15 protein-coding genes and 1 tRNA gene are annotated in these 15,988 nt (G+C 69.6%); 3 read left to right on the top strand and 13 right to left on the bottom strand.

What is annotated here, in order from left to right; translation table 11 throughout:
* Window positions 1-281: 281 nt before the first annotated feature.
* Together ACU4E7_RS18775 and ACU4E7_RS18770 are read right to left on the bottom strand one after the other, a co-directional pair.
* Window positions 282-358: transfer RNA gene (locus ACU4E7_RS18775), tRNA-Arg, on the bottom strand.
* A gap of 17 nt (window positions 359-375) precedes the next feature.
* On the bottom strand, window positions 376-681 hold the full coding sequence (locus ACU4E7_RS18770) for an ETC complex I subunit (protein WP_238122499.1): 306 nt from the start codon (window positions 679-681) through the stop codon (window positions 376-378).
* A gap of 162 nt (window positions 682-843) precedes the next feature.
* On the opposite strand from ACU4E7_RS18770, the gene ACU4E7_RS18765 reads away from it, so the two are divergent.
* Together ACU4E7_RS18765 and ACU4E7_RS18760 are read left to right on the top strand one after the other, a co-directional pair.
* Complete coding sequence (locus ACU4E7_RS18765; RefSeq protein WP_447019794.1) at window positions 844-1,521, top strand: response regulator transcription factor; 678 nt, start codon at window positions 844-846, stop codon at window positions 1,519-1,521.
* The gene (locus tag ACU4E7_RS18760) at window positions 1,518-2,879 is read left to right on the top strand and encodes a HAMP domain-containing sensor histidine kinase (RefSeq protein ID WP_447019793.1); all 1,362 of its coding nucleotides are present in this window, start codon (window positions 1,518-1,520) and stop codon (window positions 2,877-2,879) included. The genes ACU4E7_RS18765 and ACU4E7_RS18760 overlap by 4 nt, the downstream gene beginning before the upstream one ends.
* 75 nt (window positions 2,880-2,954) lie before the next feature.
* On the opposite strand, the gene ACU4E7_RS18755 is transcribed toward ACU4E7_RS18760, so the two are convergent.
* From ACU4E7_RS18755 to cysE, 10 genes are all read right to left on the bottom strand, one after another.
* Window positions 2,955-3,623 carry a class I SAM-dependent methyltransferase gene (locus ACU4E7_RS18755; RefSeq protein WP_447019792.1) on the bottom strand — a complete coding sequence of 223 codons (669 nt, stop codon included), beginning with the start codon at window positions 3,621-3,623 and terminating at the stop codon, window positions 2,955-2,957.
* On the bottom strand, window positions 3,623-4,321 hold the full coding sequence (locus ACU4E7_RS18750; RefSeq protein WP_447019791.1) for a tetratricopeptide repeat protein: 699 nt from the start codon (window positions 4,319-4,321) through the stop codon (window positions 3,623-3,625). Before ACU4E7_RS18750 ends, ACU4E7_RS18755 begins: the two co-directional genes overlap by 1 nt.
* Before the next feature lie 56 nt (window positions 4,322-4,377).
* Complete coding sequence (locus ACU4E7_RS18745; RefSeq protein WP_447019790.1) at window positions 4,378-5,163, bottom strand: SDR family NAD(P)-dependent oxidoreductase; 786 nt, start codon at window positions 5,161-5,163, stop codon at window positions 4,378-4,380.
* On the bottom strand, window positions 5,153-5,863 hold the full coding sequence (locus ACU4E7_RS18740; RefSeq protein ID WP_447019789.1) for a TenA family transcriptional regulator: 711 nt from the start codon (window positions 5,861-5,863) through the stop codon (window positions 5,153-5,155). Before ACU4E7_RS18740 ends, ACU4E7_RS18745 begins: the two co-directional genes overlap by 11 nt.
* A 28-nt stretch (window positions 5,864-5,891) precedes the next feature.
* Complete coding sequence (locus tag ACU4E7_RS18735) at window positions 5,892-7,340, bottom strand: AMP-binding protein (protein ID WP_447019788.1); 1,449 nt, start codon at window positions 7,338-7,340, stop codon at window positions 5,892-5,894.
* A complete protein-coding gene (locus tag ACU4E7_RS18730) occupies window positions 7,324-7,905 on the bottom strand; it encodes a thermostable hemolysin (protein ID WP_447019787.1) in 582 nt (193 codons plus the stop codon). The genes ACU4E7_RS18735 and ACU4E7_RS18730 overlap by 17 nt, the downstream gene beginning before the upstream one ends.
* A gap of 169 nt (window positions 7,906-8,074) precedes the next feature.
* On the bottom strand, window positions 8,075-8,617 hold the full coding sequence (locus tag ACU4E7_RS18725) for a rhodanese-like domain-containing protein (protein WP_447019786.1): 543 nt from the start codon (window positions 8,615-8,617) through the stop codon (window positions 8,075-8,077).
* 12 nt (window positions 8,618-8,629) lie between these two features.
* The gene (locus ACU4E7_RS18720; protein ID WP_447019785.1) at window positions 8,630-10,327 is read right to left on the bottom strand and encodes a SufS family cysteine desulfurase; all 1,698 of its coding nucleotides are present in this window, start codon (window positions 10,325-10,327) and stop codon (window positions 8,630-8,632) included.
* Window positions 10,314-11,708: a family 2B encapsulin nanocompartment shell protein gene (locus ACU4E7_RS18715; protein ID WP_447019784.1), complete on the bottom strand. Its 1,395-nt coding sequence runs from the start codon at window positions 11,706-11,708 to the stop codon at window positions 10,314-10,316. The genes ACU4E7_RS18720 and ACU4E7_RS18715 overlap by 14 nt, the downstream gene beginning before the upstream one ends.
* A 36-nt stretch (window positions 11,709-11,744) precedes the next feature.
* On the bottom strand, window positions 11,745-12,584 hold the full coding sequence (gene cysE, locus ACU4E7_RS18710; protein WP_447021667.1) for a serine O-acetyltransferase: 840 nt from the start codon (window positions 12,582-12,584) through the stop codon (window positions 11,745-11,747).
* A gap of 168 nt (window positions 12,585-12,752) precedes the next feature.
* Between cysE and ACU4E7_RS18705 the strand changes: the two genes are divergently transcribed.
* Window positions 12,753-14,414, top strand: coding sequence for a rhodanese-like domain-containing protein (locus ACU4E7_RS18705; protein WP_447019783.1), 1,662 nt, complete (start codon window positions 12,753-12,755; stop codon window positions 14,412-14,414).
* Between the two features lie 92 nt (window positions 14,415-14,506).
* On the opposite strand, the gene ACU4E7_RS18700 is transcribed toward ACU4E7_RS18705, so the two are convergent.
* A complete protein-coding gene (locus ACU4E7_RS18700) occupies window positions 14,507-15,982 on the bottom strand; it encodes an FAD/NAD(P)-binding protein (RefSeq protein WP_447019782.1) in 1,476 nt (491 codons plus the stop codon).
* Window positions 15,983-15,988: the final 6 nt, after the last annotated feature.

Genomic DNA, 15,988 nt, shown 5'->3' with positions numbered 1-15,988 from the left:
GGCAGTCTCGGAACCGTCTCACCAAATGGTCCAAGAAGCCAAGAAGGAGGCCAAGAGCCGAAGAGGCTTTCTGCGGCAAGGAATGTGGGCCTTTCGGCTCGCGAGGCACGCCATCCGGTAACCGCCAGCGGCTTGCTCGACCGGGGGCGGCATCGGCTGAGTCCTGGCTCGCGGCCGCCAGACGACGAGAACCACGCCTACGCCTCGCGCGATTCCGGGGCGTCTGTGCGCAGGAAGCTCGCAGCGCGCGGTCACAGGCCACTATGACCGCCCGCGAATGATGGCGACCCCGGCAGGGCTCGAACCTGCGACCTAGTGCTTAGAAGGCACTTGCTCTATCCAGCTGAGCTACGGGGCCGGAGGCGAGGCTGCCGCTCAGTGGGTCCAGGCGCCCATGCGGCGGAACGCGAAATTGTCCGAATAGGCGATCTTCTTGCGGCTCGTCTCGTGGGGCTCGAACACCTGGTAGGGAATGCCTTCGCGCTCGGCGTAGGCGATCGCCTCTTCCTTGCTCTCGAACGAGAGGCGCAGCTGGCTGCGCATGTCGCCGGAGGAGGTGTAGCCCATCAGCGGCTCCACGGTCCGCGGCTGCTCGGGCTCGAACTCGAGCACCCAATGCTTGGTCTTCGCCACGCCCGACTGCATGGCATTGCGGGTCGGCTTGTAGATGCGTGCCACCATGGTTTCCAGCCTGCTTCGCGCGACAGGGTCGCGCCCGTCTCATCCGCTGCGATCTATAGTGAGAGCGGCGACGCCTGACAACAGAAGGCGCACAGGAGCGCCATGGCTGGCTTTTGCGCCATAATTGGTGCCTTAAGTGGCCGCTCCTGTGCGGGGCGGCCCATGCGCATTCTGCTCGTTGAAGACAACACGCGCCTCAATGCGCTCACCACCAGCGCCCTGCGCGCCGCCGGATTCGCGGTGGACCCGGTGGGCGCGGCGGGGGATGCGGAGGTGGCGCTGCGGGCCACGGGCTACGATGCCATCATCCTCGACCTCGGCCTGCCCGACCTCGACGGCATGGAGGTGCTGGCCCTCATCCGCCGCCGCGGGCTCGGCACGCCGGTTCTGGTGCTGACCGCCCGCGATGATGCCGCTTCCGTCATCGCCGGCCTCAATGGCGGCGCCGACGACTACATGCGCAAGCCCTTCAACATGGATGAGCTGGTGGCGCGGCTCAGGGCGTTGCTGCGCCGGCCGGGGGCGCCGGCCGGCCTTGCCCTCAAGGACGGCAATGTGGAGCTCGACACCGCCGCCCGCCGCGCCACGGTGGCCGGCACGGGCCTCGATCTCAGCCGGCGCGAGGTGGGCGCGCTGGAGCTGCTGCTGCGCCGCAGCGGCGTGGTGGTCTCCAAGGCGGCGCTGGAGGAGGCGCTGTACGGACATGGCGAGGAGGTGAGCTCCAATGCCATCGAGGTGCTGATCCACCGCCTGCGCAAGAAATTGTCGGGCGTGGGGGCTGATGTGGAGATCCACACCCTGCGCGGCATCGGCTATCTCTTGGCGAGGATCGCGCCGTGAGGCGGGCGGTCCGCGGCCTGTTCGGCCGGCTCATGCTGGGCATGGTGGTGGTGAGCGTGCTGGCGGTGTGCGTCGCCGCCCTGTTCCTCTATGTGCGCTTCGATGCCATCAACACGCGGTTCCGGGAAGGCACCTTGCATTCCTTCGCCATGAGCATCGCCAAGGATGTGCGGCCGGACGCCACCGGCACCTTCGGCCCCATCCGCACCTCCACCGTGCATCGCATCGCCCAGGAAGGGGGGCATTTCATCGTCCTCGGTGCCTCCGGCGAGCGCATCGCCGGCTCGCCGGACATGAAGGATGCGCTGGTGCCGGTGGCCGATGAGGCGGAGCGCTATTTCGAGCTGCCCCAGGGCGGTTCGGCCGAGGCGCTCTATGGGCTGTCGCTCCAGGTGCCGGGCTTGCAGCCCCCGGCCTATGTGCAGGTGGTGTTCCCCAGCAGCGACGTGGTGTTCGATTCGGTGCTGGAGGAGTTTCTGCAGGACATCGCCTGGCTGTGGATTCCCTTCATGCTGATCATGCTCGGCACCAACCTCCTGGTGGCGCGCATCGCCTTGCGACCATTGGCGCAGACGGCCCAACAGGCGGAGCGGATCCAGCCCGGCGGGGTCTCGGTGACCCTGAGCGAGCAGGGCCTGCCGGATGACGTACTGGCCCTGGTGCGGGCGGTGAACCAGGCGCTGGGCCGGCTGCGGGAGGGCTACCGCGCGCAGGAAGAATTCGTCGGTGACATGGCCCATGAGCTCCGCACCCCGCTAGCGGTGATGAAGGCGCAGCTCGCCGCCACCGATGCACCGTTCGCGCGGGTGCTGGAGCGGGAGCTGGCGGGCATGGAGCGGCTGGTGGAGCAGCTTCTGGATCGGGTCCGGCTCGGCCGCTTCCGCATCGAGCCGGGGGATGTGGTGGATCTGGCCGTCGCCGCGCGCGAGGCCGCCGCGTTCCTGGCGCCGCAGATCATCGCCCGCCATCGCCTGATCGAGGTGGAGGCCGGCCCGGTGCCGGTGCTGGTGGCGGGCGGCCGCGACGATGTGTTCCGTGCCCTGCGCAATCTCATCGACAATGCGCTGGAGCATTCGCCGGAGGGTGGCCTGATCTTAGTGGTCGTCACCGATACCCCCGCGATCCGCGTTGTCGATCAAGGCCCCGGCTTTCCCGCCGATGTGCTGGATGCGGAGCATCGCCGGCGCGGGCTGGTGCGCAGTGATCGGCGGGAAGGTGTGGGTCTCGGCCTTGCCATCGTCGAGCGCACCATGCTGGTGCATGGGGGCGAACTGGTCCTGTCCAATGGGGAGAGGGGTGGGGGCAGTGCGGAAATGCGCTTTCCGCCCCTCGCGCCGCCCGCCGTCAGCGCGGGCTGACGGGGAGCGGCGCGCCTCTCGCCGCGGCGGGGGCACGGCGGAAGCGGGGGAAGGCGGGGCCCGTCCGATGGACGCTCAGGCCGCTGCGGTGACGACGAGGCCGGCGATGCCGAAGGGCAGCGCCAGGGGGCGCACCTGGAGGTTTTGCGCGCGAAAGCCGCTGGCGCGCAGCACCCGTTCGAGGTCCGCGCCGTCATAGGTGGTGTGGGTGTCCGGCCCGGCGAACGGCCAATGGGCCATGGTGGCCCGCTCCGTCACGTAAAGGGCGAGGAGGCCGCCGGGGCGCAGCACCCGATGCAGCTCGGCCGCCGCCAACCCTTCCGGATCGAAGAAATAGGCCACATTCACCGCCAGCAGCTTGCTGAAGCTGGCATCGGCCCAGGGCAGGCGGCGCATGTCGCCGCAGCGCAGCTCCATGCGGCCGGCGTCGATCATCCTGGCGTTGCGGTGCCCGGCCTGCTCCAGCATGGTGGGCGAGCCATCGAGGCCGCAGATGCGGCCCCGCGTGACCCGGCGAGCGATCTGCGCCAGGGCCTCGCCAGGGCCAAAGCCCACTTCCAGCACGTCATCATCCGGCTCCAGGCGCAGCGCCTTGATGGCGTGGCGGTTGGGCTCCCGGTTCAGGCGCGCCATCAGGTGGCCCATCACCCGGCCCGTGGTGCCCTCGGGATGGGCGAGCTGGCACCCGAGCCGATGCCACAGCCGCCGCTCGGCCGCGGGGGATGTTTCGGTCACGGCACTCATCACATCTTGGCCTGGATCTTTTCGAGCTTCTCCTGGATCACCAGGCGGCGGTTCTTGTCCCACAACGGGCGCTGCGGGTTGGGTGCGATGGCCAGCGCATGGGTGAAGGCCTCGTGAGCCTTGGCGTATTCGCCCTGGTCCATCAGGAAGTCGCCATAGAAATACCAGGCGTCGAGGCCGTTGGGCGCGGCGGCGGTGGCCTGTTCCAACAGGTGCCGGGCCTTCTTCTTGTCGCCGAATGCCACCGGGAAGCCGGGCACCCGATAATAGAGCACGCCAAGGCTGGTGGGCGCGCCGCCATCAAGGGCGGTGGGACTCATGCGATAGGCCTTCTCCAGAGTGTCGCGGGCCCGCGTCGCCAGCGACAAAGCGGAGATGGGGTTGACCATGGAGGCCCGCTCCGAGGTGATGATGCCATCCCAGATCAGCGCTTCCACCCGATCTGGATTCTTCTCCGCCATGGTGTCCGCTTCGGCGCCCAGAGCGTTCATCTGTTCGGTCTGGCGGTCGCCTTCCGGCACCGTGAACTTGATGGTTTCCCATTTGATCTGCATCTGCCGCACCTGGGCGGCGAGGGCATCTTCGGTGCCGGCAGGCGGGGCTGCAAAAGCTACGGGCGACCAAGCGAGGGGGCTCGCCGCCAGCGCGACGGTGGCGAGCAATGCGGCGCGCAGCAGCAGCTTGGGGGAGTGGCGCATGGGGTGTCCTTTTTGAATGGGGGCGCCCGGCAGGGCGCGAGAGGGGGAAGGCGCCTTCAGGCGGCCCGTGTGGTGGTGCGCGTCAGGGCGCGGTCGATGAGCTTGGGGGCGAGGCGCTGCACCAGCACGAACAGCCGCTCGGGCCCAGCGGGATAGGCGCTGTCGCGGCTCGCCGCGATGGCGCGCCAGATGTGGCCGGCCACCGCTTCCGGAGCATCGAGGGCCATGCCGGTTGTGGCGATGAGGTCGTCGAAGGCCGACGCGGCCGCGGTGCGGGTGGCCCGCGGTGCCACATAGGTGACGCCGATGCCCCGCCCCGCCCATTCCCGCCGCAAGGCGCTGGAGAAGCCGCGCAAGGCGAATTTGGAGGCGGAATAGGCGGCAAAGCCGGGATAGGCGATGTCGCCGAACACCGAGCCCACATTCACCACCCGCGACGGGCGGGCGGCTTCCAGAAGCGGCAGCAGGTCCCGCGTCAGCGCCATGGGCGCCACCACATTGGTGCGGAAGGTGGCTTCCAGCGCCGCGTCATCGAGGGCCGAGACATCGCCGCCCTCCACCACGCCCGCATTGTTGATGAGGACATCGAGCCCCGGCCAGGCGGCGCCGAGCCGCGCCACCAGCTTCTGGCGATCGGCGGGGGAGGTGAGATCGCAGGGAATGATGAGCGGCTCGGCGGACGCGGGCAGGCCGGCGGCGGTTTCCGCCAAGGCCTTGGCCCGGCGGCCACACAGGGCCACCTTGAAGCCGCGGCGCGCCGCCTCCCGGGCCAGCGCCCGACCGATGCCGGAGCCGCCGCCGGTGATGAGCACGTGCCGTGCGGCGGGAGTCTCACGCGGCATGATGCAGCTCCGCGCCGGCGCCGAGATCGCGGAAGATGTCGCCATAGAGCCGGTAGAACAGCTTGGCGTGATCGATGATCAGGTCCTGGGTCGCGGCCGCGTCGATGCCGTCCGCCAGATTGCGGAAGAAGGCCACATGGTCCTGGTCGAGGCTGCCGTGGGTGCGCAGATAGGTGAAGCCGGCTTCACCCTTTGTGCCGAGACTGTGCTTGAGGGTATCGGCCAGCCGGTCGGCCAGCAGCACCGACATGCCTTCCAGCACATGCACGCTGCCGAGCATGGCATAGGGGCTCACATGCTCAATGGCGTGATAGGCGAACGCCACCATGATGCGGCAGGCGGCGCCGGGCGTGCCGCGCCGCACCGCGTCCGCATCGCCCCCCATGGCGCGGATGTCATCGAGAATCCATTTCTCGTGGCCGCGCTCCTCCTGCATGTAGGCCATCAGCGCATCCTGATAGCGCTCGTCGCCGGTGCGGGATGCGGCCAGGGCCAGCAGCGGAAAGGTGTGCTTCACATGGTGGTAGGCCTCGGCGAGGAACGCCACATAGAGCACCTTGGGGGCGCCGCTGCGCAGCGCCTGCTGCACCAGTGGAATGGCCAGGAAGCGCTCACGCTCGGCGGTGGTCTCGTGAGTCAGGCGCTCATAGAAGCGCGAGGCGCGCACTGAGGAATGTGCGGTTGGGGTGGTCTGGGTCACGTGGGGGACCTTTCGTCTTGAATGGGGGTCAGGCGGCGCCGGCGGATGTGGCGGCGGCGAAATGGGCCCGCACCGCCTGCCGGCGCATGCGGCCGTTGCCGGTGAGGAGCTGGAGCGCCAGGGCCTCGGCGCGGGTCATGGCTTCGATCCGGACCGGGCGCGCATAGGCCGGCAGGCCGGCGCAGCGCGCCGCTACCTGGGCGACGAGGCGGGCGGGGTCCGTGGTGAGGGCGGTTTCCGCCCGGGCCGTGGGCAGGATCAGCGCCGCCACCGCGCCCTGCGCCTCCACCACCGCGCAGGCGGCGATGTCGGGATCGTCCAGAAGGGTGGTCTCCACCCATTCGGCACTCACGTTGCGGCCCAGCACGGTGACGATCACATTGTCCTTGCGGCCCAGCACCCGCAGCCGGCCGGCGTCATCGAAGACGCCGAGATCACCGGTGGCCCAGGGGCGGCGCGCCGGTGGGCCGCCGAGATAGCCATCGGTCGCCGAGGGGCCGTCCACCAGGATTTCGCCATCGGCGGCGAGGGAGATCGCGAGCCCCGGCAGCGGCGCGCCCACGGTGCCCGCGACCCGGGCACCGGGCCGGTTCAGGGCCACCACGGCGCAGCATTCCGAAAGGCCGTAGCCCTCATGCACCGGAATGCCCAGCTGCCAGGCGGCAGCCGCCACTCCCGCCGGCACCGGCGCGCCGCCCACCGCGACAAAGCGCAGGCTCTCGGGGGCCTTGCGGCCGGTGGCGGCAAGCTCGCCCACCCACAGGCGCAGCAGCTCGGGCACCAGCACGCCGACGGTGGGCTGATGACGGGCATAGGTGGCGGCAAGGCCCGTGGGCTGGCCGCGCCCCACGGCATCGGCGAGCGCTGTGTCGAAATACGTCCGCCCGCCCACCAGGGCCGGCACCAGCACGGCGCACAGCGCTTCCAGCAAAAGGGCCAGCGGCAGCACCGAAAGATAGGAATCCTCTGCCGTGGCGCCGATGGCGCTGGCGAGCGCCGCCGCCGACCAGCCGAGCTGGCCGCTCTCATGGCGCACCCCCTTGGGGCGGCCGGTGGAGCCGGAGGTGTAGATGATGGCGCCAAATCCCTCGCGATAGCTGGGCCACGGCCCCTCGCCATCACCTAGCCGGACCGACAGGCAGGGAAGGCCGGGCAGGGCCGGGGCGCCGGCGGTGGTCAGCACCAGATCGATCCCCGCATCGCCGATCACATGGGCCAGCTGGGCGGGGCTGAAGAAGGGCGGCAGCGGCACGGCGATCCGGCCGGACATCAGGCAGGCAAACGCCGCCACCGCCCATTCCCGCCCGTTCGGCAGCAAAAGGCCCACCACCCGCGCCGATGCGGGAAACTGAGCGGCGAGCCGCCCCGCCTCCACCAGCAGCCCGCGGCGGGTGAGGGTGCCCGCCGCATCGCTGAACAAGGGGCGCTCCGGCGCCGCATGGGCGTTCGCGAGAACCTGCTCAAAGAAGGTCCGCATGCCCCGCCTCCCGGCTTGTCGGAACGCGGCTGCGCAGCAGCGGAGCCCCGCGCACGGCGTAGACCTTCGGGGACGTGGCATAATACCGTCCCCAGGTGGCGGCATCGGCCACCCGGCCGGGGTCGGCCTCGGCGAGGGGGATGGGGGCAAGGCCGCGGTGGGCGAGCAGCAGGCTGAGGCGGTGGGTGAGGGTGAAGAAGCCCCAGCCGATTCCGTGGTCGGCGCCGAAGCCGATGATGTCGTCGACGAAGGGGCGGATGTCTCGCGGCGAGCGACCGGCGAGGGTGGTGACTTCCAGCACCTCCTCGCGCCGCACCGTTCGGCCCTCGCGGGCTGTCAGCAGCGCCTCGATGGGCGCGCCGAGATATTGCTCGGAGAAAAAGCCATCCCCGGCAAGACGCAATCCGGCGGCGCACAGAAGGTCGCCGCGGGGGCTGAAACGGCAGATCAGACGACTGGCGAAAGCCTGGATCCGGGCCCCGTATTGCCGCTGGTAAACGTTCTGAATGAACGCTTCGACGTCGCTCCGCTCGGCATCGCCGGGCTCGATGATCAGCTGAGACATCCGCTCCACTCATCCTGCCTTGGAAGGTCGAGTGGAAAGTCGTCGGCTCAGCTTACGCCAGACTTACAGGGTCAAGGAAAGTCGGCGGAGAAACCCCGGCGAATTTGCGGCAAAGCTCACCGGATTGGTCCGTCAGACGGCCGGTCGGAAATGTGTAAAGTATTGACGATCAAGCCTTCTCCACGCGCTGGTTCCACGGTGCTCGGGCCAGCAGCAGGCCGAGACCACAGATATCGGTGATGCCGGCGAACACCAGCCCGGCACCGACGAAGCCCGACAGCACAATGAAGGCGGGATGCACCAGAACGGCCAGCAGCACGCCCAGAACGACCAAACTGCCGGCGGCGATACGTACTTGCCGTTCCAGCGAAATCACCGCCACCGCGCCGCGCGTCACCGGAAAGCCGGCGGCCTCCCAGCCGGCCGTACCGCCTTCCACCACCGTCACGTCGGGAAATCCGGCCTTCTCGAAGGCGGCGGCGCCGAGCTTCGAGCGGTTCTGAGTGCGGCAGATGACATGGATGCGCCGGTCGCGCGGGGCGCGGCCGCTCACGGCCAGCGCCTCGGGGGCGAGCCCGCTGAGGGGAGCACTCAAGGCTTGCGGAATATGCACTTGCGCATATTCCGCCGGGGTGCGTACGTCGATGAGCACGAGGTCCGGTTCGCTCTCAAGCCGGCTGCGCAATGCGGCGATGGAGATGATCTCGGCCATGGGGCCTCCTGTTCAGCTCTTCGGCAAGGCGTGGAGGCCCGCCACCAGGGCATCCACGTCCTCGCGGGTGTTGTAGAAAGCGAGGGAGGCACGCACCGTCGCCTCCACGCCGAACCGGCGCAGGGCCGGCTGCGCGCAATGATGCCCCGACCGTACGGCGATGCCGCGGCGATCAAGGAATTTTGCCACGTCTTGGGGATCCTTGTCGCGGATCACGAAGGAGAGCACGCTCGCCTTGTGGCGGGCGGTGCCGATCAGGGTGAGGCCGCGCACCTCCTCAAGCCCCGCCGTGGCATAGTCAAGCAACGCGTGCTCATAGGCTGCAATGGCGGGTAGGCCGGTCCTTTGGAGATAATCCACCGCCGTCCCGAGACCCACCGCGCCGGCAATGTCCGGCGTGCCGGCCTCGAACCGCTCGGGCAGCCCCTGGAATGCGGTGCGGGCGAAGGTGACGTCGCGGATCATGTGCCCGCCGCCCTGCCACGGCGGCAGATTTTCCAGGATCTCGGCCTTGCCGTAGAGGATGCCGATGCCGGTGGGGCCGAAGATCTTGTGGCCGGACAGAACCAGGAAGTCGGCGTCGAGCGCCCGCACGTCGAGCGGCATGTGGGGCGAGGACTGGGCTGCATCCAGCAGCACTGGAACCCCATGGGCGTGGGCGATGGCGATGATCTCCGCCACCGGCAGCACGGTGCCCAGGGCATTGGCCACGTGGGTCACCGACACCAGCTTGGTGCGGCCGGTGAGCAGGGCGGCGAACTGCTCCAGGATCATCTCGCCCCGGTCGTTCACCGGCGCCACCTTGAGCACCGCGCCAGTGGCCTGGGCCAGGAGCTGCCAGGGCACGATATTGGCGTGGTGCTCGATGGCGCTGACGATGATCTCGTCGCCGGCGCCGATCTGGCTGCGGCCGAAGGTGTTGGCCACCAGATTGATGGCCTCAGTGGTGCCGCGCACGAAGATGATCTCCCGTGCGCTGGCGGCGTTGATGAAGCGGGCGAGCTTGTCCCGCGCGCCTTCGAACAGGTCGGTGGAGCGGGCCGCCAGGGTGTGGGCGGCGCGGTGGATGTTGGAATTGTCGTGGGCGTAGAAATCCGACGTTGCGTCGATGACGCTCTGCGGCTTGTGGGTGGTGGCGGCATTGTCCAGCCACACCAGCGGGTGCCCGTTCACCTTCTGGTGGAGGGCGGGAAAATCCCGCCGCACCACGTAAGGGTCGAAGCCCAGCGGCGTGCCCGTGGGGCCGACCCGGGCGGCGGTTGCGCGGCCCGGCGCCGTGCGCGAGGTGCCGGGGGTGAGGAAATAAAAATCGGGCGTGGCGAAGGGATCATCGCGGCCGATGCCCGCCGGCGTGTCCACCACTGAGATCCGGCGCCAGGATGCCGGTGAGGCCGGCACCGGTGGAGTTGGCGCCGGCGTCAGCGCCAAGGGCTCCGCCACCGGATGCACCGGTGCCGTGTGATCGCGGCTGTGTGCCGATGGATCGGTTGCCAGCACCCGGCCGGTGACGCCGGGCACCGCCGCCGTGCGCAGATCCGGGGTGCTGGGGAGACTTTGATCTTCCCAGAGCGGTCCGGCGGCCTGTCCGCCTTCGCCCTCGCGGTAGAGGGCGTTGGCGAGGCGGGTGATGAGGGTGGTGTGGAACGGATCGGCGGTGAGCGGCGCCTCAGCGGCGCCGGACCGGTTCGCGGGGGCCTCAGGCGTAGTCATGGTAGCGGCCGATGAGCACGTTATCGAGACGGGCGATGGCATCCTCGATCAGCACCGCCGCCGAGAAGTAGCGGGTGACCAGGTGGGAGGCGATGGAGTGCTCGTTGGTGCCCGAATAGCGCACCGACAGGCCCGGCTCCACCTCGCCGGTGACGCCGGCCTTCTGCAGCCCCACCACGCCCTGTTCCGCCTCGCCCACCCGCAGCAGCAGGATGGAGGAGGAGGCGATGCCGCTGGCGGGATCGACGGTGATGGGCAGCTTGTCGGAGGGCACCAGCGGCACCCCGCGCCAGGTCAGGAACGGCGAGCCATAGAGATGGATGACCACCGGCGGCACACCGCGCCGGGTCGCCTCGCGGCCGAAAGCGGCGATGGTGCGCGGATGGGCCACGAAGAACGCGGGGCGCTTCCACACCAGGGTCAGCAATTCATCGAGATCGTCGGGGGTCGGCGGGCCGGAACGGGTGGGAATGCGGAAGCGCGGCGCCACCTCTGCCAGCAGGCCGAAATCGGGATTGTTGATGAGCTCCCATTCCTCCCGCTCCTTCACCGCATCCACGGTGAGGCGGATCTGCTCGCGCAGCTGGTCGATCTCGTTGGAATAAAGATCGGTAATGCGGGTGTGGGTGTGCAGCACGGTCTGGATGGTGGAGAGGTGATATTCGCGCGGACGCTCCTCATAATCCACGAAGGTGGTGGGCAGCTCGGGCTCACCGGTGTGGCCGGAGAGCAGCTTGATGCGCGGCTCGCCATAGGGGTTGGTCACGGCCTCCAGGGCTTTCAGCCGGGTGGCGGTGGCGGCGATGGCATCGCGCACCGCGTTGAGGCCGGCGAGGGTGGCCACATCGAGGCTCAGCAGGGTCACGTCGGAAAGGGCCTTGATGCCCGGCACATGGCGCTTTTCACCCACCAGGGCATGATCGCCGAAATAGTCGCCGCGGGTGGCGAGTCCCTGGCGCAACAGGCCGCCGAACGGGCCGGTGACGAAATATTCAAGGGTGCCATCGGCCACCACCAGCAGTTTCTGGCCATCTGCCGCAGGCGCGGCGATGACCTCGCCGGCGCCGTGGCGGCTCACGGTGAAGGCCGCGGCGAGGGTGCGGGCGGCATCCGCGTCGAGATCGCTCAGCAGGGGAATGGCGGCGAGGCTCTCCGGCACGATGCGGGTCGCGCCATCGGTGTCGGCCACCGCCACCCGGCCCGGCTTCGGCACCAGCACCGAACGGCGGTTGACGCGATAGACGCCGCCGGCGACGTCCACCCAGGGCAGAAGGCGATGCAGCCAACGCGGCGTATTTTCTGAATTCTGGACGACGGTTACGCTCGCGGTCGCCAGATTCCGGGCGGCGGCCGCGCTGACACTCAATCTTTGGGCGCTCATGATGGGGCCTTGTGTGGTGGCTGGGTCGTTGGGGGATCAGATGCCGTCGCCGAACATCTGATCCATGGTGAAGGCGGGGGACTGGGACGGGCCTGTCGCGGGCGCCTGGCCGATCACCTTGGCGGGCACGCCGGCGACAGTGGCGAAATCGGGCACGTCGTGCAGCACCACGGCGGCGGCAGCGACCCGCGCGCCTTCGCCCACGCGGATGTTGCCGAGCACCTTGGCGCCCACGGAGAGCAGCACGCCGCGGCCGATCTTGGGGTGCCGGTCGCCCCGGTCCTTGCCGTTGCCGCCGAGGGTGACCGACTGGAGGATGGACACGTCGTCGGCGACCACGGCGGTCTCGCCAATCACCACCGCGGTGGCGTGATCGATGAACACGCCGGTGCCGATACGGGCGGCGGGGTGGATGTCGGCCTGGAACGCTTCCGAGATCCGGCTTTGGAAGTGCAGGGCCAGGGTTGTTCGCCCATCCGCCCAGAGCCAATGGGCGATGCGGTAGGCTTCGAGCGCCGCCAGGCCCTTGTAGTAGAGGAAGGGGTCCAGATAGCGCCGGCAGGTTGGGTCGCGATCATAGATGGCGGCGAGATCGGCGGCGAAGGCGATGCGCAGGGAAGGCCGCGCCGCGAGCGCCGCGGCGAAGATGTCGCGCACCGCCAGCCGGCTCAGGTCGCCGCCGCCGAGGCGGTTGGCCAGCCGATAGGCGAAGGCGTGGGCGAGATCGGGTTGATCGAGGATCGTGGCCTGCAGCACGCCGGCCAGCAGTGGCTCCTCGTCCACCGCCAGCCGCGCCTCGCGGCGCAGGCGCGACCAGAGCAATTGCTCGCCACCGCCGGTTCCGCTCCCGGATGTCGTCCCAGGTCCATGGGGCATGGCAAAGTTCATTTCACTCTCCGGCGATGCGGGCTCCGGGCGCGGCAACCCGGTGCGGCGGCGATCGGAGGCTTAGGTAAGCAGTCGCTTTTGCATTAGTCAATAAAATCAATTGAAATAATAAATCGAAGCGAAGACCATGCGCCATCCCCCACAGGAGCTTCTGCTATGAGCGCCGTCCCTGCTGCTTTTTCGACCCACCCATCCGCCTTTGCCGACCGCCTGTCCGGCGCCGAGGTGGTGGCGCGCATCACTCCCGCGGCCTTGCGCCAGCTGTTGTTGGAATCGGGCGAGATCGCCGTTGTCGATGTGCGGGAGGAGGGCGTGCGCTCCGGCTCCGGCCACATCCTGCAATCGGTGCCGCTGCCCTTGAGCCAGATCGAGCTGCGCGCCGGCGCCCTGCTGCCGCGCTTCGATGCGCCGGTGGTGGTGGTGGACGACGGCGAGGGCACGCTGGCGGCGCGGGCGGCCCACTGGCTCCAGGCCGCCGGCTATCGGGATGTCACGGTGCTCGACGGGGGCACCGCCGCCTGGGCCGAATCGGGCGGTGCGCTCTACACCGGCGCCAACGTATTCTCCAAGGCCTTCGGCGAGTTCGTGGAGCACGCTTACGGCACCCCGCACCTCTCGGCGCGGGATCTGAAAGCCCGGATCGACCGGGGCGAGGATCTGGTGGTGCTGGACGGGCGCACGCTGGAGGAGTTCGAGGCCTTCAGCATTCCCGGCGCCCATGCGGTGCCCAATGCCGAGCTGCCCTATCGCGTGCATGGGCTGGTCGGCTCCGACGACACGCTCGTGGTGGTCAATTGCGCTGGGCGCACCCGCTCTATCATCGGCGCCCAGGCCCTCATCAATGCCGGCCTGCCCAACCCGGTGGTGGCCCTGGAAAACGGCACCATGGCCTGGCTGTTCGAGGGTTATGGCCTCGCCCATGGCGCCCAGCGCCCCGCTCCGGCGCCTGAAGGCGACGCCCTGGAGAAGGCACGCGCCACAGTGGCGCGGCTTGCCGCGCGCTTCGGCATCCGCCACTTGGACGCCGCAGGCCTCGCTCGGCTGGCGGCGGAGCGGGAGGCCCGCAGCCTCTACCTTCTGGATGTGCGGACCCGCGCGGAATATGAGGCGGGCCACCTGCCCGACAGCCGGTGGGCGGAAGGCGGCCAATTGGTGCAGGCCACCGATCGCTGGATCGGCACCCGCAATGCCCGCATCGTGCTCGTGGACGATGCCGACAGGGTGCGCGCCGCCATCACCGCGTCCTGGCTGATCCAGCTCGGCATCGGCGAGGTGTTCGTCACCACCCTCGATCCGCGGGCGTCCGGCCTCGACCGCGGGCCCGATGCCCCTCCGGTGCTGGGGCCTCTGCCCACGGTGCCCCGGCTGACCCCGGAGCGGCTGCAGCAATTGCTGGCGCAGGATGCGGTGGTGGTGCTCGATCTCGACTCCAGCCTGGCTTACGAGCGCGGCCATGTGCCCGGGGCGCATTTCGCCGTCCGCTCCCGCCTTCCTGTGGGCATCGCCGATCTGCCGCCGCGTCCGCTGGTGCTTACCTCCGCCGATGGCCGGCTGGCGGCGCTGGCGGTGGCGGACCTCGCCGGCGCCGGCCGCGAGGTGTGGGTGCTCGATGGCGGCACGCTGGGCTGGCAGGCGGCGGGTCTGCCGCTGGAAAGCAGCCTTTCGCGCCTGCTCCACACGGCCGATGACGTCTGGCGCTCCCCCTATCAGGAAGACGGCGACCGTCATGCCGCGTTCCAGCGCTATCTGGATTGGGAGGTGGACCTGCTGCGCCAGATCGAGGCCGACGACACGGTCTCCTTCAAGGTGTGGGGCTGACATGAGACGGCGGGCCGGTCCTGGGGGCCGGCCCGCCGCTTTGGCGTGGGCGAAGGAACAGGCGGGGACTGGTTCGCTCCGCCCAGGCCGGTTTATTCCGCCGCTTCCGCGGGCGCGGCCAGCGCGGCCGCATAGGCGTCGCGCGGCAGATCGGTGTCCGCCACGGGCGCCAGGAACCGGCCGAGATGCAGCGCCCGATCCTTCAGGAAGAGATCGCGGCCGATGGCGGCCACTACGCGCGGCACATTGTGGCGCAGGCTGGCGATGTCGCCCACCGGCCGGCCGGTGGAGGTCATGGCCGAAAAGGCCATGAAATGGATGTCGGCGATGAACGGCGCGTTCTGCCCCGGCCGTGCCACCAGCTCGAAACCGGCGCCGAGATAGGGGGCGGCGGCGAGCGCCTCATCGTCGGTGCTGGCGCTCGGCACCACATCGGACCAACGGGCGATGTCCGTGGCGAAATCGGCGAAGGCGGGGGTGAGGCGCGGATCGGCCAGATACCCGGTGCCGAGCAGCACATGGTCCGCATCGAAGGTCTCGCCAGAGCGCAGCGTGATGCGCACGCCGCTGTCGTGGGGCGCGGTGCGCCCCCAATCGGCGTCAAGATGAATGTGAAAATTGGCGAAGGCTGTCGCTCGCTTCACCGCGGGCACCGGCGGGAACGCGGCGCGCCGCCGGAAATGGCGCATCACCTGCCAGCGGTCGGCATCGGGTAGCGCGTAGAAATGCTCCCAGGCGCCGAAGAAGGAGAAAGGTTTCATGGCCGAGCCGCGGGCGAGATCGTCGCCGCGGGCGAACAGGTGCACCGCCCGTGCGCCGGCCTCCAACGTCGCGCCCGCCGCATCGAACGCCGAGGCCGCCGAGCCCAGGATCGCCACCGTGCGGCCCTTGAGGGCGGCGGGATCGAAGGCGTGCGTGTGGGCATAGAGGGTGGCCGGCAGGCCTTGGCGCACCACCTCCGGAATGAACGGGCCGCCGGAGCCGGCAATGCCGGTGGCCAGTACCAGCTTGCGGGCGGTGTGGGTGAAGGGCGCCTCGCCGGCACTGAAATGGAGGTTGAGGTGCCCCGCCTGCGGCTCTACCCGCTCCAGGCGTACGCCGTTGCGGACGGGGATGTCGGCGGCGGTGCGGAACCAGTCGATATAGTCCGCCCAGAGGGTGCGCGGGATCGCCGGCAGCGCGGCATAGGCCTCGCGGCCGTAGGCGGCCTCGAACCAGGCCTGGAATGAGAGGCTGGGCAATCCCAGCTCCGGGCCCGGCGGCACCTTGGGGGTGCGCAGCACGTTCATGCGGGCGGGGCCGCGCCAGATGCCTTCCGCTCCCGCCAGGGCCTGATCCACCACCTCCACACGGCCGATGCCGGCACGCCTGAGGCCGAGGGCGATGGCAAGGCCGCTCTGCCCGGCGCCCACCACCACCACGTTGTGATCGATGCCGTCGGGCGCGGGCACCCAGTCGGCCCCGGTCTCGCCGATGCGCTCCAGATCCTGGCGCACCTCGGCGGCGAGGCGCGCCAGCGCGGCGGTGTCGGCGGCCGGCAGAGGGATTGCCGGGGACGAAAGAGTCATGGCGTG

The organism is Xanthobacter sp. ZOL 2024 (assembly GCF_052932325.1).
Note: the sequence above shows the minus strand (reverse complement) of the source record. Positions and strands in the feature narration are given on the sequence as shown.

Excerpts from the sequence above, each read along its gene's own strand:
- ACU4E7_RS18770 (WP_238122499.1), bottom strand. The coding sequence starts at position 681 with ATGGTGGCACGCATCTACAAGCCGACCCGCAATGCCATGCAGTCGGGC.
- ACU4E7_RS18765 (WP_447019794.1), top strand. The coding sequence starts at position 844 with ATGCGCATTCTGCTCGTTGAAGACAACACGCGCCTCAATGCGCTCACC.
- ACU4E7_RS18755 (WP_447019792.1), bottom strand. The coding sequence starts at position 3,623 with ATGAGTGCCGTGACCGAAACATCCCCCGCGGCCGAGCGGCGGCTGTGG.
- ACU4E7_RS18750 (WP_447019791.1), bottom strand. The coding sequence starts at position 4,321 with ATGCGCCACTCCCCCAAGCTGCTGCTGCGCGCCGCATTGCTCGCCACC.
- ACU4E7_RS18745 (WP_447019790.1), bottom strand. The coding sequence starts at position 5,163 with ATGCCGCGTGAGACTCCCGCCGCACGGCACGTGCTCATCACCGGCGGC.
- ACU4E7_RS18735 (WP_447019788.1), bottom strand. The coding sequence starts at position 7,340 with ATGCGGACCTTCTTTGAGCAGGTTCTCGCGAACGCCCATGCGGCGCCG.
- ACU4E7_RS18730 (WP_447019787.1), bottom strand. The coding sequence starts at position 7,905 with ATGTCTCAGCTGATCATCGAGCCCGGCGATGCCGAGCGGAGCGACGTC.
- ACU4E7_RS18725 (WP_447019786.1), bottom strand. The coding sequence starts at position 8,617 with ATGGCCGAGATCATCTCCATCGCCGCATTGCGCAGCCGGCTTGAGAGC.
- ACU4E7_RS18720 (WP_447019785.1), bottom strand. The coding sequence starts at position 10,327 with ATGACTACGCCTGAGGCCCCCGCGAACCGGTCCGGCGCCGCTGAGGCG.
- ACU4E7_RS18715 (WP_447019784.1), bottom strand. The coding sequence starts at position 11,708 with ATGAGCGCCCAAAGATTGAGTGTCAGCGCGGCCGCCGCCCGGAATCTG.
- cysE (WP_447021667.1), bottom strand. The coding sequence starts at position 12,584 with ATGCCCCATGGACCTGGGACGACATCCGGGAGCGGAACCGGCGGTGGC.
- ACU4E7_RS18705 (WP_447019783.1), top strand. The coding sequence starts at position 12,753 with ATGAGCGCCGTCCCTGCTGCTTTTTCGACCCACCCATCCGCCTTTGCC.
- ACU4E7_RS18700 (WP_447019782.1), bottom strand. The coding sequence starts at position 15,982 with ATGACTCTTTCGTCCCCGGCAATCCCTCTGCCGGCCGCCGACACCGCC.